The sequence below is a fragment of the Pseudomonas sp. G.S.17 genome, from assembly GCF_038096165.1.
Taxonomy (GTDB): Bacteria; Pseudomonadota; Gammaproteobacteria; order Pseudomonadales; family Pseudomonadaceae; genus Aquipseudomonas.
Map to the genome: position 1 here is coordinate 1,579,125 of NZ_CP151076.1, position 14,749 is coordinate 1,593,873.

The following is a 14,749-nucleotide window of genomic DNA, read 5'->3' on the forward strand; positions in this document are numbered from 1 at the left end:
GCTGGAGAAGATTGATGATCAAGTCACGCGCTGCTGTTGCCTTTGCCCCTAACCAACCGCTGCAAATTGTCGAGGTCGACGTCGAAGCGCCAAAGGCCGGTGAAGTGTTGATTCGCACTGTTGCCTCCGGCGTTTGCCATACCGACGCCTACACCTTGTCCGGCGCCGATTCCGAAGGTGTATTCCCCTGCATCCTGGGTCATGAGGGCGGCGGGATAGTCGAGGCGATTGGTGAGGGCGTTACTTCCCTGGCAGTGGGCGACCACGTGATTCCGCTTTACACCGCTGAATGCCGTGAGTGCAAATTCTGTCTGTCCGGCAAGACCAACCTGTGCCAGAAGGTGCGCGCCACCCAAGGCAAGGGCCTGATGCCTGATGGCACCACCCGGTTCAGCTACAACGGCCAGCCGGTCTATCACTACATGGGCTGTTCGACGTTCTCCGAATACACCGTGGTGCCGGAAATTTCTCTGGCGAAGATTCCCAAAGAAGCCCCGCTGGAAAAAGTCTGTCTGCTGGGCTGCGGTGTCACCACCGGCATCGGTGCCGTGCTTAATACCGCCAAAGTGGAAGAGGGTGCCACTGTTGCCATCTTCGGTCTGGGTGGTATCGGTCTGGCGGCGATCATCGGCGCGAAAATGGCCAAGGCCTCGCGCATTATCGCGATCGACATCAACCCGTCGAAATTCGACGTGGCTCGTGAGTTGGGTGCTACCGACTTCATCAATCCAAAAGATCACGAAAAGCCAATCCAGGACGTGATCGTTGAACTGACCGATGGCGGCGTGGATTACAGCTTCGAATGCATCGGTAACGTGAACCTGATGCGTGCCGCGCTGGAATGCTGCCACAAAGGCTGGGGCGAATCAGTGATCATTGGTGTGGCCCCGTCGGGTCAGGAAATCTCCACCCGTCCATTCCAGTTGGTGACCGGTCGCGTCTGGCGCGGTTCGGCATTCGGTGGTGTGCGTGGCCGTACCGAGCTGCCGAGCTATGTCGAAAAGGCTCAGAAAGGCGAAATCCCGCTGGATACTTTCATCACCCACACCATGGGCCTGGAAGATATCAACAAGGCATTTGACCTGATGCACGAAGGCAAAAGCATTCGTACGGTCATTCATTTCTGAAAACAGCTGCCGGGAGGTTACGACGTTGAACCTGGAAAACCTTTCCTGCCAGAAAAGCTTCGGTGGCTGGCATAAACGCTATAAACACCACTCCCAAGTGCTTGGCTGCGACATGGTCTTCGCTGTTTACCTGCCGCCTCAGGCTGAGCAGGGCGGCAAGCTGCCGGTTGTGTATTGGTTGTCGGGCCTGACCTGTACCGACGAGAACTTCATGCACAAGGCCGGCGCGCTGCGCATTGCCGCCGAGCTGGGCCTGATTATCGTAGCGCCGGACACCAGTCCCCGTGGCGCGGACGTTCCGGGTGATCCGGACGGCGCCTGGGATTTCGGCCTCGGCGCCGGTTTCTATCTGAACGCCACGCAGCAGCCTTGGGCGCGGCATTATCAGATGCATGATTACGTGGTCAAAGAATTGCCCGCGCTGGTCGAAGCGCATTTTCCGGCTTCGCAAGCGCGCGGTATCAGCGGTCACTCCATGGGCGGCCACGGCGCGCTGGTGTGCGCCTTGCGTAATCCGGGTCGCTACAAGTCGGTCTCGGCGTTTTCGCCGATCAGCAATCCGATGGATTGCCCGTGGGGGCAGAAGGCGTTTTCCCGTTATCTGGGCGAAGAGCGTGCCCGCTGGCGCGAATGGGATGCCAGCGTGCTGATCGCCGAGGCGTCGGAGCAGTTGCCGATGCTTGTGGACCAAGGCGACCGTGATGATTTCCTGGCCAATCAACTCAAGCCCGAAGCGCTGGTGCAGGCTGCGAAAGCCGCCGGTCATCCGCTGACTCTGCGCATGCAGCCAGGTTACGACCACAGCTATTTCTTCATCGCCAGCTTCATCGAAGACCACCTGCGGCATCATGGCGACGCCTTAAACAGCTAACCTTCGCCAAAGTAGGTAGAATCACGCCCTGACTTTTTTCAGGGCGTTTTTTTATGCGTATTGGCCATGGCTATGATGTGCACCGTTTCGCTGAAGGCGATTTCATTACCTTAGGCGGGGTGCGGATTGCGCACGGTTTCGGGCTGCTGGCCCATTCCGATGGCGATGTGCTGTTGCATGCCCTGAGCGATGCCTTGCTGGGCGCAGCTGCGCTCGGTGACATCGGCAAGCATTTCCCTGACACCGACCCACAGTTCAAGGGTGCCGACAGCCGGGCGTTGTTGCGCCACGTGCTGTCGCTGGTCCAGAGCAAGGGCTGGAAAGTCGGCAATGTCGACGCCACCATCGTTGCCCAGGCGCCGAAAATGGCCCCGCATATCGATTCGATGCGCGCACTGATTGCCGCGGATCTTCAGGTTGAGTTGGATCAAGTGAACGTAAAGGCTACCACTACCGAAAAACTCGGCTTCACGGGTCGGGAAGAGGGCATCGCGGTTCACGCGGTTGCCCTGTTGTTGTCCGCATGACGGAACTGGAACTGCTGGGCCCGCGCGCGTATGGCGAGTCGCTGGGCAGCGCTGTGCTCAAGGCAACGGCGGAAGATTTTCAGGTCGACGAAGTGCTGGACATCCCGCTTTCCGGCGACGGCGAACACCTCTGGCTGTGGGTCGAGAAACGCGGCCTCAATACCGAAGAAGCCGCACGTCGACTGGCCAAGGCCGCTGGCGTGCCGCTCCGGACCGTGAGCTACGCAGGTCTCAAAGACCGCCAGGCCCTGACGCGTCAGTGGTTCAGCATCCAGCTGCCAGGCAAGGCCGATCCTGATCTGGCAGCGGCACAAGACGACACGCTGAAGATCCTCAAAACCACCCGCCACAAGCGCAAGTTACAGCGCGGCGCGCATGCGGCGAACGGTTTTACCCTGCGTCTGACGCAACTGAATGGCGACAAGGACGCGTTACAGCAGCGTCTTGAGCAGATCGCCAAGGCCGGGATCCCCAATTATTTCGGCAGCCAACGCTTCGGTTATCAAGGCGGAAACCTGGGTGAAGCTCGTGATTACGCAGGGCGCCAGGCTTTGCCCGAGCAGCGCGCGGTTCGCTCGCGTCTGCTCTCCACGGCACGCAGTTACCTGTTCAATCAGGTGTTGGCCGCGCGCGTGACCGATGGCAGTTGGCAGCGGGCGCAGGTTGGCGACTTGCTGGCCTTTACCGACAGCCGCAGTTTTTTCCCGGCCGGCATCGACGAGTGCAGCGATCCACGTCTGGCGATTCTCGATCTGCATCCGACTGGCCCGCAATGGGGCGAAGGCCCTTCGCCGGCGTCGGCCGCAACTGCTACGCTGGAGAACGACATCGCCAATCGTGAAGCGGCATTGCGCGATTGGTTGATTCGAGCCGGAATGGAACACGAACGGCGTATCCTGCGACTGCCCATTGGCGGGTTGACGTGGCATTATCCCGAGCCTGACATTCTGCAACTGGAATTCGTCCTCCCGGCTGGATGCTTCGCCACTGTATTGGTGCGCGAACTCGTCGATCTGGTACCGGTAGGGCAGACGGACAGCTCATGCGTATTCTGATTTCAAACGATGATGGGGTAACTGCGCCCGGTCTCGCGGCGCTGTATGCGGCGCTGGCCGATTACAGCGAGTGCGTGGTAATCGCTCCCGACCAGGACAAAAGCGGCGCCAGCAGCTCGCTGACGCTCGACCGTCCTTTGCATCCCCACACCTTGTCGAACGGCTTTATCAGCGTCAACGGCACGCCAACCGATTGCGTTCACCTGGGCCTCAACGGCCTGCTGGATACCCCGCCCGACATGGTGGTGTCCGGAATCAATCTGGGCGCCAACCTCGGTGACGATGTCCTGTACTCCGGCACGGTTGCGGCTGCTCTGGAAGGGCGGTTTCTGCAGCGGCCGTCGTTTGCCTTTTCGTTTCTCTCCCGGCAGCCGGAAAACCTGGCCACGGCAGCGCATTACGCGCGCCTGCTGGTCGAGTCCCACGAACAACTGGACCTGCCACCGCGCACGGTCCTGAACGTGAATATCCCCAATCTGCCGCTGGCGCATGTCCGCGGCATCCAGCTGACGCGCCTGGGCCATCGCGCCCGTGCGGCGGCACCGATCAAGGTGGTTGATCCACGTGGTCGCTCGGGATACTGGATTGCGGCGGCCGGTGACGCCGAAGATGGCGGCGCGGGGACTGATTTTCATGCGGTGATGCAGGGGTATGTGTCGATTACCCCGTTGCAGCTCGATCGTACCTATCAGGACGGGTTCAGCAGCCTGAACAAATGGCTGGAGGGCCTTCTCTGATGTCGCGCGAACAAGATGATCTGTTACGCCGTGGAATCGGGATGACTTCCCAGCGTACCCGCGAGCGACTGATTCAGCGTCTGTATGACGAAGGTCTGTCCAACGTGCAGGTGCTGGACGTGATCCGCAAGACGCCACGGCATATGTTTGTCGATGAGGCCCTGGCCCATCGCGCCTATGAAGACACGGCATTGCCGATCGGTCATAACCAGACCATTTCCCAGCCGTACATGGTGGCGCGCATGAGCGAGCTGCTGCTCGCTGCGGGTCCGCTGGACAAGGTGATGGAGATCGGCACCGGTTCGGGCTATCAGACCGCCGTACTGGCGCAGCTGGTGGAGCGCGTGTTCTCGGTGGAACGCATCAAGGTGCTGCAGGACCGCGCCAAAGAGCGCCTGGTCGAACTGAATCTGCGCAATGTGGTGTTTCGCTGGGGGGATGGCTGGGAAGGCTGGCCGGCACTCGCGCCCTATAACGGCATCATCGTCACGGCAGTGGCGACGGACGTTCCCCAGGCGCTGCTCGATCAACTGGCGCCGGGCGGGCGGCTGGTCATTCCAGTGGGTTCAGGCGAAGTCCAGCAGTTGATGCTGATCATTCGTGAAGAAAATGGTTTTTCCCGGCATGTTCTGGGGGCGGTGCGCTTTGTTCCGCTGCTCAATGGGCCGTTGGCCTGAGAACCTTTGGCCCGGCCACTGAATTCTGATCAGCGCCGTTGGTCTATCACCTGTCGCAGCCGCGCGGTCCGGCGAGCTGGCGTGATGTGCAGCAAAGGCTTCAAAAAGTTTAAGCAGTAGCTGCCGCCGTTATTACGGCACAATAGGCAGCTTAAATTCAGTCACCAGTAAAGGGAGTGGCGGGTGAGTCGCACAGTCATTCGGCAGCGTATGTTTTCAAAAAGTTTTCAGCGACTGGTGACTGGCATCGTTCTCAGTGTCCTTTTGGTCGGCTGCTCCAGTACGCCATCGGGCGGCGTTCGGGTCGTGGACCGGAACAATAACGCCGCGCCCCAACGTCCTACGGTGACCACCGGGCAGTACGTGGTACGGCGCGGTGACACGCTTTTTTCCATTGCCTTCCGTTATGGCTGGGACTACAAGGCGCTGGCCGCCCGCAACCAGATCCCTGAGCCTTACACCATCCGTCCGGGTCAGACGATTCGCTTTGACGGGCGCTCTGGCTCCAGCGCCTCAGCGGTCGCGACAGCAGGTCGGCCGGGTGTTGCGCAGAGCAGTTCGTCGACCTCCACGAGCAGTTCAGGCTCGGTCAAAACCACGGTAATTTCCAAGCCGATTTCGGTTGTGCCGGTGGTTATTCCCCCTTCTGGAGACGTGAGAACAGGGCCTGCCGGCCCTTCTCCGACGGGCTGGACGTGGCCCTCCAGTGGTATTTTGATCGGGAAATTCTCTTCAAACGGTAGTTTGAATAAAGGAATTGATATCGCTGGTGATTTGGGACAGCCTGTTTTGGCTGCGTCTGATGGTTCAGTTGTATACGCCGGGAGTGGATTGCGGGGCTACGGCGAATTGATCATCATCAAACACAGCGATACCTACGTAAGCGCCTACGGTCACAACCGCAGGTTGATGGTTCGGGAGGGACAGCAGGTCAAGGCAGGGCAGACAATTGCCGAAATGGGGTCAACGGGAACCGACCGAGTGAAACTGCATTTTGAGATTCGCCGCCAGGGAAAACCTGTAGATCCACTGCAATTCTTGCCACGTCGTTGATTGTTGCCAGCCTGTTCCTGACGTAGAGGGACAGGCTCAAGCGTTGCCATGGAAATAGGCGTCGCTAGAGCTTGAGGTCGAACTCACCAAAGGACTATAACAATGGCTCTCAGCAAAGAAGCGCCGGAGTTTGACATCGACGACGAGGTTCTCCTTATGGAAGCCGGTGTCGTCCTGGAATCCGAATCGGACGAAAAGCAGCACAAAGCTGCAAAAGCTTCGGTTCGAGCCAAGGCAAGAAACTCCACATCGCTCAAGCAACACAAATACATTGATTACACCCGGGCGCTCGATGCGACCCAGCTGTACCTCAATGAAATCGGATTCTCTCCCCTGTTGTCCCCCGAAGAAGAAGTCCATTTTGCGCGTCTGTCGCAAAGTGGTGATCCGGCGGGACGCAAACGCATGATCGAAAGCAACCTGCGCCTGGTGGTGAAAATCGCCAGACGTTATGTCAATCGCGGGCTGTCATTGCTCGACCTGATCGAGGAAGGCAACCTGGGCTTGATCCGGGCAGTCGAAAAATTCGACCCGGAACGAGGCTTTCGTTTCTCGACTTACGCGACATGGTGGATTCGTCAGACCATCGAGCGCGCCATCATGAATCAGACCCGGACCATCCGGTTGCCGATTCATGTGGTCAAAGAACTCAACGTCTACCTGCGGGCGGCTCGCGAGCTGACCCAGAAACTCGATCACGAGCCCTCTCCGGAAGAAATCGCCAACCTGCTCGAGAAGCCGGTGGGCGAGGTCAAGCGCATGCTGGGTCTCAATGAGCGGGTTTCCTCGGTGGACGTGTCACTCGGGCCGGACTCTGACAAGACCCTGCTTGATACCCTGACCGATGATCGTCCGACAGATCCGTGCGAACTGTTGCAGGATGACGATCTCTCCCAGAGCATCGATCAGTGGCTTTCCGAGCTTACCGACAAGCAACGTGAAGTCGTCATCCGTCGGTTTGGCCTGCGCGGCCATGAGAGCAGTACGCTGGAAGATGTCGGGCTGGAGATCGGTCTTACGCGCGAGCGTGTCCGCCAGATTCAGGTTGAAGGCCTGAAGCGTCTTCGGGAGATTCTTGAAAAAAATGGTTTATCCAGTGAGTCATTGTTTCAATAACTCAACACTCTGCTTAGCTAGCTAATTAAACGCTGTTATTTCTGCTAAACAAAAACACCTCCTTGTGGGGTGTTTTTTTTTCTGTCATTTTTTAATCGTAAATACATATAAATACCTGCTGGTTTGATTCTCATTATCTAAGCCGTCCACCCGTGAACGTGCTGCTTTTGCGTACTTTCCCTGTAAGCCTTTACGTACGCGATGTGTAAGTTATTGTTGTTGGATAAAGCAATAGATGCCCCTTTATCTGGAGTGATTTATCGTAACTTATTGAAATTAAAGGGTTTGATATTTGGCGGGCGCAAGGGGTGGAATTTTTTGAAAGGTTTTCGAGGGTTGTTCTGCACGAAAAAAGCACTAATATCAGAACTGTGCCAACGGACAGGCACAGACAGTCAAGGAAGACAGTCAAAGGACATCGCAGGATGCGATTCATCAGGATGATGATTAATGGATTGCAAGGAATAGTACAAAGGGGGGGCGGTTCATACCGCCCCTTTTTTCGTCTGCCCGAAAGTGCGCGGGCTGATAACAAAAAAGGCCCTGTCAGGGCCTTTTTGTACTTGGGTAAATCAGCGTTCCAGGTCTGCGATCTTGCCTGGTTTGCCATCCCACTCTGCAGCATCGGGCATGCCGTCTTTCTTCTCGGTGATGTTCGGCCAGACATCTGCCAGTTCAGCGTTCAGCTCGATGAAGTTCTCCATGCCGGCCGGAACCTCGTCTTCAGAGAAGATGGCGTTGGCAGGGCATTCTGGCTCGCAAAGTGCGCAATCGATGCACTCATCCGGGTGAATCACCAGGAAATTCGGGCCTTCGTAGAAGCAGTCCACCGGACACACTTCTACGCAGTCGGTGTACTTGCACTTGATGCAGTTGTCGGTGACGACGAAGGTCATTTCTAATTCTCTCCTCAGGCGGCGGTAGCAGAGCCCTTCCAGACAGGGTTGCCAGGTTCGGGAAGTTTCCCGGCCTTTGTGAAAACAATGCATTGGCCAAACGACTCACTGGCAGGCTGGCTGCACGCGCTTCGTTCAACTTCAGGTCGCTACGTTTCCACGCGGCTCGGCTTATCTGCTCAAGCCAGGCTAAAAGCTGGCAGCATCCCAAACCGCGCGGGATTCTACCAGCTTGTAACCGTTCACGTCAGATGCGTGTTTGCAGGGTATACAACAACTCTAGTGCCTGACGCGGCGTGAGATCGTCGATTTTGACCTTGGAAAGCTCATCCAGTACCGGGTGCGGCAGACTGGCGAACAGATCGCTTTGCATCGGTGCAGCGGATTTTCCAGGTTTGGCGCGGGGTTGTTCGTGGGGCAGGCTGGTCGTCTCCAGACGTTGCAAATGTTCCTTGGCGCGCACGATGACCTTGGCTGGAACCCCCGCCAGCTGGGCCACTGCCAAGCCGTAGCTCTGGCTGGCCGGCCCCGGCAGCACCCGATGCAGGAAGACAATCCGCTCGTTATGCTCGGTGGCATTGAGGTGGACGTTGGCCACCAGCGGCTCGCTTTCCGGCAGCACTGTCAGCTCGAAATAGTGCGTGGCGAACAAGGTGTAGGCGCGCAATTGGGCGAGGCATTCTGCCGCAGCCCAGGCCAACGACAAACCGTCGAATGTGCTCGTGCCACGACCGACTTCGTCCATCAGCACCAGGCTGCGGTCGGTAGCGTTGTGCAAGATGTTGGCGGTTTCGCTCATTTCCACCATGAAGGTCGAGCGACCGCCAGCGAGGTCATCACTGGAACCGATCCGGGTGAAAATCCGGTCCACCAGGGACAGCTCGCAACTGGCCGCAGGCACGAAGCTGCCGATGTGGGCCAGTAGCACAATCAATGCTGTCTGGCGCATGTAGGTGGATTTACCGCCCATGTTCGGACCGGTAATCACCAGCATGCGCGTGCTGTCATCCAGCGCCAGGTCGTTGGCGACGAAGGGCGTGGACAAGACTTGCTCGACGACGGGATGGCGACCCTGATCAATGCGCATGCAGGGCTCTTCGACGAACCGTGGGCAGTTCAGGTCGAGGTTCAGTGCGCGTTCGCCCAGGTTGCTCAAGACATCCAGCTCGGCCAGCGCCGCTGCGGTGTCCTGAAGCGGCGCGAGGTGGCCGATCAGGTCTTCCAGCAACGCTTCATAAAGCATTTTTTCCCGGGCCAGCGCGCGGCTTTTCGCCGACAGCGCCTTGTCTTCGAACTCCTTGAGTTCTGGCGTAATGAAGCGCTCGGCGCCCTTGAGGGTCTGGCGTCGAATGTAATCCGCAGGCGCCTGTTCCGCCTGCTTGCTCGGCAACTCAATGAAATAGCCGTGAATCCGGTTGTAGCCGACTTTCAGGTTGGCCAGACCCGTGCGTGCTTTCTCCCGGGCTTCCAGATCGATCAGGAACTGCCCGGCGTTTTCACTCAGCGACTGCAATTCATCCAGTTCAGCATCGTAGCCAGTCTTCAACACGCCGCCGTCACGAATGACCGCTGGCGGGTTGTCGATGATTGCCCGCTGCAGCAGTTGCGCCAGCTCCGGGTAAGTCCCGGCGGTTTGCGCGAGCTGTTGCAAGTGCGGCGCTTCCAGATCCGTCATCGCCACTTGCAATTCAGGCAACGCACTCAGCGCATCGCGCAGACGCGCCAGATCTCGCGGCCGGGCGTTGCGCAGGCCGATACGGGCGAGAATCCGCTCGATATCGCCGATTTCCTTGAGTTGCGGTTGCAAGTTCTCGAAGCGGTATCGCTCCAGCAGGCAGGTGATCGAGCTTTGCCGCGCCTGAAGAACCTTCAGGTCACGCAGCGGCCGGTTCAGCCAACGGGTCAGCAAGCGCGTGCCCATGGCGGTCTGGCAGCGATCCATGACCGATTGCAGGGTGTTTTCACGACCGCCGGCAAGATTGGTGTCCAGCTCAAGATTGCGCCGACTGGCACCGTCGAGCACCACGGTATCGTCCAGCCGTTCATGGCGCAGGCTACGCAGGTGCGGCAATGCCGTGCGCTGGGTTTCCTTGGCGTAACCCAGCAGGCAGCCGGCAGCGCCGATGGCCAGCGTCAGGTTCTCGCAACCAAAGCCCTTCAGGTCCTGAGTGGAGAATTGCTGACACAAACTTTTCAGCGCCGAATCGCGTTCGAAATCCCACGGGGCACGACGTCGCGCGCCTTTGCGTTTTTCCGCAGGCAACCCCTGCGGCCAATCGTCAGGGATCAACAGCTCCACCGGATTGATCCGCTCAAGCTCGGCCAGCAGGTTTTCCCAGCCTTTGATTTCCAGCACGCTGAAATTGCCACTGGTGATGTCCAGCACGGCGAGGCCAAACAAACGCTCATCGCCCAGCACCGCGGCGATCAGGTTGTCGCGACGCTCATCCAGCAGCGCTTCGTCACTGACCGTGCCCGGCGTGATGATGCGCACTACTTGCCTGTCGACCGGTCCTTTGCTGGTTGCCGGGTCGCCGATCTGCTCGCAGATCACCACCGACTCGCCCAACTTCACCAGCTTGGCCAGATAACCTTCGGCTGCGTGGTACGGGATCCCGCACATGGGGATGCCCTGGCCAGCCGATTGCCCGCGTGCGGTGAGGGTAATATCCAGCAACTTGGACGCTTTCTTGGCATCCTCGTAGAAGATTTCGTAGAAGTCGCCCATGCGATAGAACATCAGCTGATCGGGATGCTGATTCTTCAGCCGCCAGTATTGCTGCATCATCGGGGTGTGTGCAGACAAGTCGGAAATTGCTTTATTCATCAGATAGTTAGGCAAATTCGTTAGAAAAGGTGGGGCAAATTAAAGGGCATGACCTGCAGCCCCGTCGGGGACGTGGGGCCGGTCAGTCCGGGTATTTGCGATGGGCGCAAGGTTACCACGGGTGCTTCGGCCACGCAGGCCCGCTGCGTGGCGGCTTATTAGTGACTTGGCGTTTCGGGGCGATCACAGAAACGAAATCGCTGTATAGACTTCGTTGCGTCGTCGGCCGATTGAGCGCCGGCTCTTATAGAAAAGGAATTTTATATGGCGAACAAGCGTGCAAGGGATTCAGGTAGCGGGCGCTTCATTCCTGTCGAGGAAGCCAAGCGTCGACCGAAGGAAACCACGGTTGAAACCATCAAAAAGCCAGCGTGCCCGAAAAAGAAAGAATCTTGATGGATGATGAAGGAACGGTTGCCCGCGCAGCCGTTCCCATTCTGGACGCGAGCAATGAAGGAGAAATGTGTTGGACGAGATCACTCAGCTTGCCGCGAACCTCGGCAAACATCTCAAGGCGCTGGATGAACAGGTGACCACTGCTGAATCCTGCACCGGTGGCGGCATCGCCGAAGCCATTACGCGGATTTCCGGTAGCTCGGCCTGGTTCGAGGCCGGTTATGTCACTTATTCCAATCGGCAGAAGCTTTTGCAGCTCGAAGTGCCGGACGAACTGTTTTCGACGGTTGGCGCAGTCAGCCGGGAAGTTGTCGAAGCCATGGTCCGCGGTGCACAGGCCCACAGCGGCGCGCAGTTTGCCGTGGCAGTCAGCGGCGTCGCGGGGCCTGATGGCGGTTCGATCGACAAGCCGGTGGGTACGGTCTGGCTGGCCTGGGGGAATGGCGGAACGCTCATTTCCGAGCGGCGCCAGTTCGACGGTAATCGCGATGATGTACGCCGACAAACGGTAAAGGCCGCGCTAGAGGGGCTGATAGCGCTTGCCCGGACAGAAATTCCAACACAGGGGTAGGCGCGCGCTCAACCCTGTGGAATAATACTGTCTACTTATACAGGTGTTGTGGCCGTCAGGCCCCTAATTGAATTTGATTACGTGAGGACTTCAATGGACGAGAACAAGAAGAAAGCCTTGGCTGCGGCCTTGGGTCAGATCGAGCGTCAATTCGGTAAAGGTGCCGTAATGCGCATGGGCGACCATGACCGCCAGGCGATTCCTTCTATCTCTACCGGTTCGCTCGGTCTGGATATCGCACTAGGCATCGGTGGCTTGCCTAAAGGCCGGATCGTTGAAATCTACGGTCCGGAATCTTCCGGTAAAACCACGCTGACCCTTTCGGTTATCGCTCAGGCCCAGAAAATGGGCGCAACCTGCGCGTTCGTCGATGCGGAACACGCACTCGATCCTGAATACGCCGGCAAGCTGGGCGTAAACGTCGATGACCTGCTGGTTTCCCAGCCGGACACCGGCGAGCAGGCCCTGGAAATCACCGACATGCTGGTGCGTTCGAATGCGATCGATGTGATCGTGGTCGACTCCGTGGCAGCACTGGTGCCAAAGGCCGAAATCGAAGGCGAGATGGGCGACATGCACGTGGGTCTGCAGGCTCGTCTGATGTCTCAAGCGCTGCGCAAGATCACCGGTAACATCAAGAACGCCAACTGCCTGGTTATCTTCATCAACCAGATCCGCATGAAAATCGGTGTGATGTTCGGTAGCCCGGAAACCACCACGGGTGGTAACGCGCTGAAGTTCTACGCTTCGGTACGTCTGGATATCCGTCGTACAGGTGCCGTAAAAGAAGGCGACGAAGTCGTTGGTAGCGAAACCCGCGTCAAGGTTGTGAAGAACAAGGTGGCTCCGCCGTTCCGTCAGGCCGAGTTCCAGATTCTTTACGGCAAGGGTATTTACCTGAACGGCGAGATCATCGATCTGGCTGTGCTGCACGGCTTCGTTGAGAAGTCCGGCGCGTGGTACAGCTATCAGGGCAGCAAGATCGGTCAGGGTAAAGCCAACTCGGCCAAGTACCTGGCGGATAACCCGGAAGTCGGTGCAGCACTCGAGAAGATGATTCGCGATAAACTGCTGACTCCAGGCGTTGACACCAAGGCCGAAGGTTCACGTCCTGCTGTCGCTCCGGCTGCTGACATGGCTGAAGCTGACGTCGATATCTGATAGTTCATGTCCGCGATACTGGATACACCCGCCGCCATCCGGCGAACTGCAATGGACCTGCTCGCGCGCCGCGAGCACGGTCGTGTCGAGCTGACGCGTAAACTGCGTCAGCGCGGCGCACCTCCCGAATTGATCGACCCGGCCCTGGACCGTCTGACGGAAGAAGGGCTGCTCTCCGAATCCCGTTACCTTGAAAGCTTTGTTTCCTATCGCGCGCGCTCGGGCTACGGGCCTTTGCGCATTCGTGAAGAACTCGGCCAGCGCGGCTTGCAGCGTGGGGATATCGAGCAGGCGTTGCGTGAATGCGGCTTGGATTGGCAAGAGATGCTTCAGGAAACCTGGCAACGCAAATTTGCCGGGCACCTGCCGATCGATGCTCGTGAACGTGCCAAACAAGGCAGATTCCTGAGTTATCGCGGTTACCCGCTGGATATGATCGGCCGCTTGCTCAGCGGCCGGGGCGGGGACGACTGATCAGCTAACGTTTACCGACGCACGCTGCTGACGTGGGTGACTGTCGGTATCAACCCAGTTTTCCGGCTGGTTGATATAGTCGACCAACTCTCGCAAGCGGCCGTAATTGCGGCCAGTGAAGGTAAAGGCAAGCCGGGTCAGATGGCTGAACTGAGCCTCGTCATGTTCTTCCCCTGCATAGCTGTGTTGGTGGAAACCTTCCGCCATGCGCAGGTCGGCGAAGGCTTCCTGCATGTGCTCCATCGCCGGTTCGCTGAGGGAGTGATGCATACGGATGACAAACTTGTTCTTCAACCAGCGACTTGAATGGAAGTTGTTGTAGAACTGGTTGATTTCTTCGACCGCGTCTTCAGCGCTGTAGACCAGTCGCAGCAGCTTCATATCGTTGGGCAGGATGTAATGATTGGCTTCCAGTTGAGCCTTGATGAAATCCAGGGCGCCTTGCCAGAAGCCTCCGCCCGGTGCATCAAGCAGCACGATAGGCACCAGTGGACTTTTGCCAGTCTGGATCAGCGTCAGGACTTCCAGTGCTTCATCCAGCGTACCGAAGCCGCCAGGGCAAAGAACCAACGCGTCGGCTTCCTTGACGAAAAACAGCTTGCGGGTGAAGAAGAAGTGGAACGGCAGCAGGTTGCTGGTGCCTTCTATCGTCGGATTGGCATGTTGCTCGAAGGGCAGGGTGATGTTGAACCCCAGGCTGTGCTCGCGACCGGCACCTTCATGGGCCGCCGCCATGATGCCGCCGCCACCGCCGGTGATGACCATCAGGTCGGCTTGCGCCAGTACCTGGCCAAGTTCTCTGGCCAGGTTGTACATCGGGTGCTCGGCAGGCGTTCGCGCGGAGCCGAAGACCGTCACTTTGCGCCGCCCCTTGAATCGATCAAGGGTCCGAAAGGCATTGTCCAGCTCGCGCAGGGTCTGCAGGGTGATTTTCGCGTTCCAGCGGCTGCGATCATCCTGAGCCATGCGCAGCACGGTCAACATCATGTCGCGGTAAAGCGGAAGATTCGGGCTGTCAGGGGCGACGACTTTGATCTGTTCTTCAATTTGCCGGGCGAGGTCGGCACCGTTGCCCTGAAAGTGTGTTGAAAGAAGGTCATTCGGTACGTAAGGCATTCAAAGCTTCTCCATGCGCAGAATCATCATCCTGATCAAAGCTGATCGTTCGAACAGGAAGCCTGGCTCTTTTCGATGATGTGCTTATAGCATTGAAGCTGGCAACGATTGTCTGCGTCGCAATCATGATTTATGGGGATGTGTT

15 protein-coding genes are annotated in these 14,749 nt (G+C 58.0%); 12 read left to right on the top strand and 3 right to left on the bottom strand.

The genetic code is table 11. The features are described 5' to 3' along the window. Window positions 1–14 precede the first annotated feature (14 nt). The 8 genes from AABC73_RS07235 to rpoS all read left to right on the top strand — a co-directional run bounded on the left by AABC73_RS07235 (window position 15) and on the right by rpoS (window position 7,163). Complete coding sequence (locus tag AABC73_RS07235; protein ID WP_341523028.1) at window positions 15–1,127, top strand: S-(hydroxymethyl)glutathione dehydrogenase/class III alcohol dehydrogenase; 1,113 nt, start codon at window positions 15–17, stop codon at window positions 1,125–1,127. Window positions 1,128–1,152: 25 nt separating this feature from the next. Continuing rightward, complete coding sequence (fghA, locus tag AABC73_RS07240) at window positions 1,153–1,998, top strand: S-formylglutathione hydrolase (protein WP_341523029.1); 846 nt, start codon at window positions 1,153–1,155, stop codon at window positions 1,996–1,998. Window positions 1,999–2,051: 53 nt separating this feature from the next. Continuing rightward, window positions 2,052–2,525 (top strand): 2-C-methyl-D-erythritol 2,4-cyclodiphosphate synthase, encoded by a 474-nt coding sequence (gene ispF / locus AABC73_RS07245; RefSeq protein WP_020289457.1) that lies wholly within the window; start codon window positions 2,052–2,054, stop codon window positions 2,523–2,525. Continuing rightward, window positions 2,522–3,580, top strand: a complete 1,059-nt coding sequence (gene truD / locus AABC73_RS07250) for a tRNA pseudouridine(13) synthase TruD (RefSeq protein WP_341523030.1) — start codon at window positions 2,522–2,524, stop codon at window positions 3,578–3,580. Before ispF ends, truD begins: the two co-directional genes overlap by 4 nt. Further along, window positions 3,568–4,317 carry a 5'/3'-nucleotidase SurE gene (gene surE / locus AABC73_RS07255; protein WP_331150776.1) on the top strand — a complete coding sequence of 250 codons (750 nt, stop codon included), beginning with the start codon at window positions 3,568–3,570 and terminating at the stop codon, window positions 4,315–4,317. Before truD ends, surE begins: the two co-directional genes overlap by 13 nt. Window positions 4,318–4,358: 41 nt before the next feature. Then, window positions 4,359–4,994, top strand: coding sequence for a protein-L-isoaspartate(D-aspartate) O-methyltransferase (locus tag AABC73_RS07260; protein ID WP_170826365.1), 636 nt, complete (start codon window positions 4,359–4,361; stop codon window positions 4,992–4,994). Window positions 4,995–5,177: 183 nt separating this feature from the next. Further along, the gene (locus tag AABC73_RS07265; protein WP_341523031.1) at window positions 5,178–6,047 is read left to right on the top strand and encodes a peptidoglycan DD-metalloendopeptidase family protein; all 870 of its coding nucleotides are present in this window, start codon (window positions 5,178–5,180) and stop codon (window positions 6,045–6,047) included. A 102-nt stretch (window positions 6,048–6,149) separates the two neighbouring features. Then, on the top strand, window positions 6,150–7,163 hold the full coding sequence (gene rpoS, locus AABC73_RS07270) for an RNA polymerase sigma factor RpoS (protein ID WP_065834828.1): 1,014 nt from the start codon (window positions 6,150–6,152) through the stop codon (window positions 7,161–7,163). Between the two features lie 572 nt (window positions 7,164–7,735). Here the strand turns inward: rpoS and fdxA are convergent. Together fdxA and mutS are read right to left on the bottom strand one after the other, a co-directional pair. Further along, complete coding sequence (gene fdxA / locus AABC73_RS07275) at window positions 7,736–8,059, bottom strand: ferredoxin FdxA (protein ID WP_341523032.1); 324 nt, start codon at window positions 8,057–8,059, stop codon at window positions 7,736–7,738. A 247-nt stretch (window positions 8,060–8,306) separates the two neighbouring features. Then, window positions 8,307–10,874, bottom strand: coding sequence for a DNA mismatch repair protein MutS (gene mutS / locus AABC73_RS07280; protein WP_341524187.1), 2,568 nt, complete (start codon window positions 10,872–10,874; stop codon window positions 8,307–8,309). Between the two features lie 276 nt (window positions 10,875–11,150). Between mutS and AABC73_RS07285 the strand changes: the two genes are divergently transcribed. The 4 genes from AABC73_RS07285 to recX all read left to right on the top strand — a co-directional run bounded on the left by AABC73_RS07285 (window position 11,151) and on the right by recX (window position 13,488). Further along, the gene (locus AABC73_RS07285) at window positions 11,151–11,282 is read left to right on the top strand and encodes a hypothetical protein (RefSeq protein ID WP_341523033.1); all 132 of its coding nucleotides are present in this window, start codon (window positions 11,151–11,153) and stop codon (window positions 11,280–11,282) included. Window positions 11,283–11,352: 70 nt separating this feature from the next. Continuing rightward, a complete protein-coding gene (locus AABC73_RS07290) occupies window positions 11,353–11,853 on the top strand; it encodes a CinA family protein (protein WP_341523034.1) in 501 nt (166 codons plus the stop codon). Between the two features lie 93 nt (window positions 11,854–11,946). Continuing rightward, window positions 11,947–13,014, top strand: a complete 1,068-nt coding sequence (gene recA, locus AABC73_RS07295; protein WP_020289447.1) for a recombinase RecA — start codon at window positions 11,947–11,949, stop codon at window positions 13,012–13,014. 6 nt (window positions 13,015–13,020) lie between these two features. Further along, the gene (recX, locus tag AABC73_RS07300) at window positions 13,021–13,488 is read left to right on the top strand and encodes a recombination regulator RecX (protein WP_341523035.1); all 468 of its coding nucleotides are present in this window, start codon (window positions 13,021–13,023) and stop codon (window positions 13,486–13,488) included. Here the strand turns inward: recX and AABC73_RS07305 are convergent, their stop codons facing one another. Then, window positions 13,489–14,604 carry a TIGR00730 family Rossman fold protein gene (locus AABC73_RS07305; protein ID WP_341523036.1) on the bottom strand — a complete coding sequence of 372 codons (1,116 nt, stop codon included), beginning with the start codon at window positions 14,602–14,604 and terminating at the stop codon, window positions 13,489–13,491. It abuts the gene before it with no gap. Between the last annotated feature and the right edge of the window lie 145 nt (window positions 14,605–14,749).

What these genes read in the sequence shown, in the direction of transcription:
- rpoS (WP_065834828.1), top strand. Translation starts at nt 6,150, where the DNA reads ATGGCTCTCAGCAAAGAAGCGCCGGAGTTTGACATCGACGACGAGGTT.
- truD (WP_341523030.1), top strand. Translation starts at nt 2,522, where the DNA reads ATGACGGAACTGGAACTGCTGGGCCCGCGCGCGTATGGCGAGTCGCTG.
- AABC73_RS07305 (WP_341523036.1), bottom strand. Translation starts at nt 14,604, where the DNA reads ATGCCTTACGTACCGAATGACCTTCTTTCAACACACTTTCAGGGCAAC.
- surE (WP_331150776.1), top strand. Translation starts at nt 3,568, where the DNA reads ATGCGTATTCTGATTTCAAACGATGATGGGGTAACTGCGCCCGGTCTC.
- ispF (WP_020289457.1), top strand. Translation starts at nt 2,052, where the DNA reads ATGCGTATTGGCCATGGCTATGATGTGCACCGTTTCGCTGAAGGCGAT.
- fdxA (WP_341523032.1), bottom strand. Translation starts at nt 8,059, where the DNA reads ATGACCTTCGTCGTCACCGACAACTGCATCAAGTGCAAGTACACCGAC.
- recX (WP_341523035.1), top strand. Translation starts at nt 13,021, where the DNA reads ATGTCCGCGATACTGGATACACCCGCCGCCATCCGGCGAACTGCAATG.
- AABC73_RS07235 (WP_341523028.1), top strand. Translation starts at nt 15, where the DNA reads ATGATCAAGTCACGCGCTGCTGTTGCCTTTGCCCCTAACCAACCGCTG.
- AABC73_RS07260 (WP_170826365.1), top strand. Translation starts at nt 4,359, where the DNA reads ATGACTTCCCAGCGTACCCGCGAGCGACTGATTCAGCGTCTGTATGAC.
- recA (WP_020289447.1), top strand. Translation starts at nt 11,947, where the DNA reads ATGGACGAGAACAAGAAGAAAGCCTTGGCTGCGGCCTTGGGTCAGATC.
- AABC73_RS07285 (WP_341523033.1), top strand. Translation starts at nt 11,151, where the DNA reads ATGGCGAACAAGCGTGCAAGGGATTCAGGTAGCGGGCGCTTCATTCCT.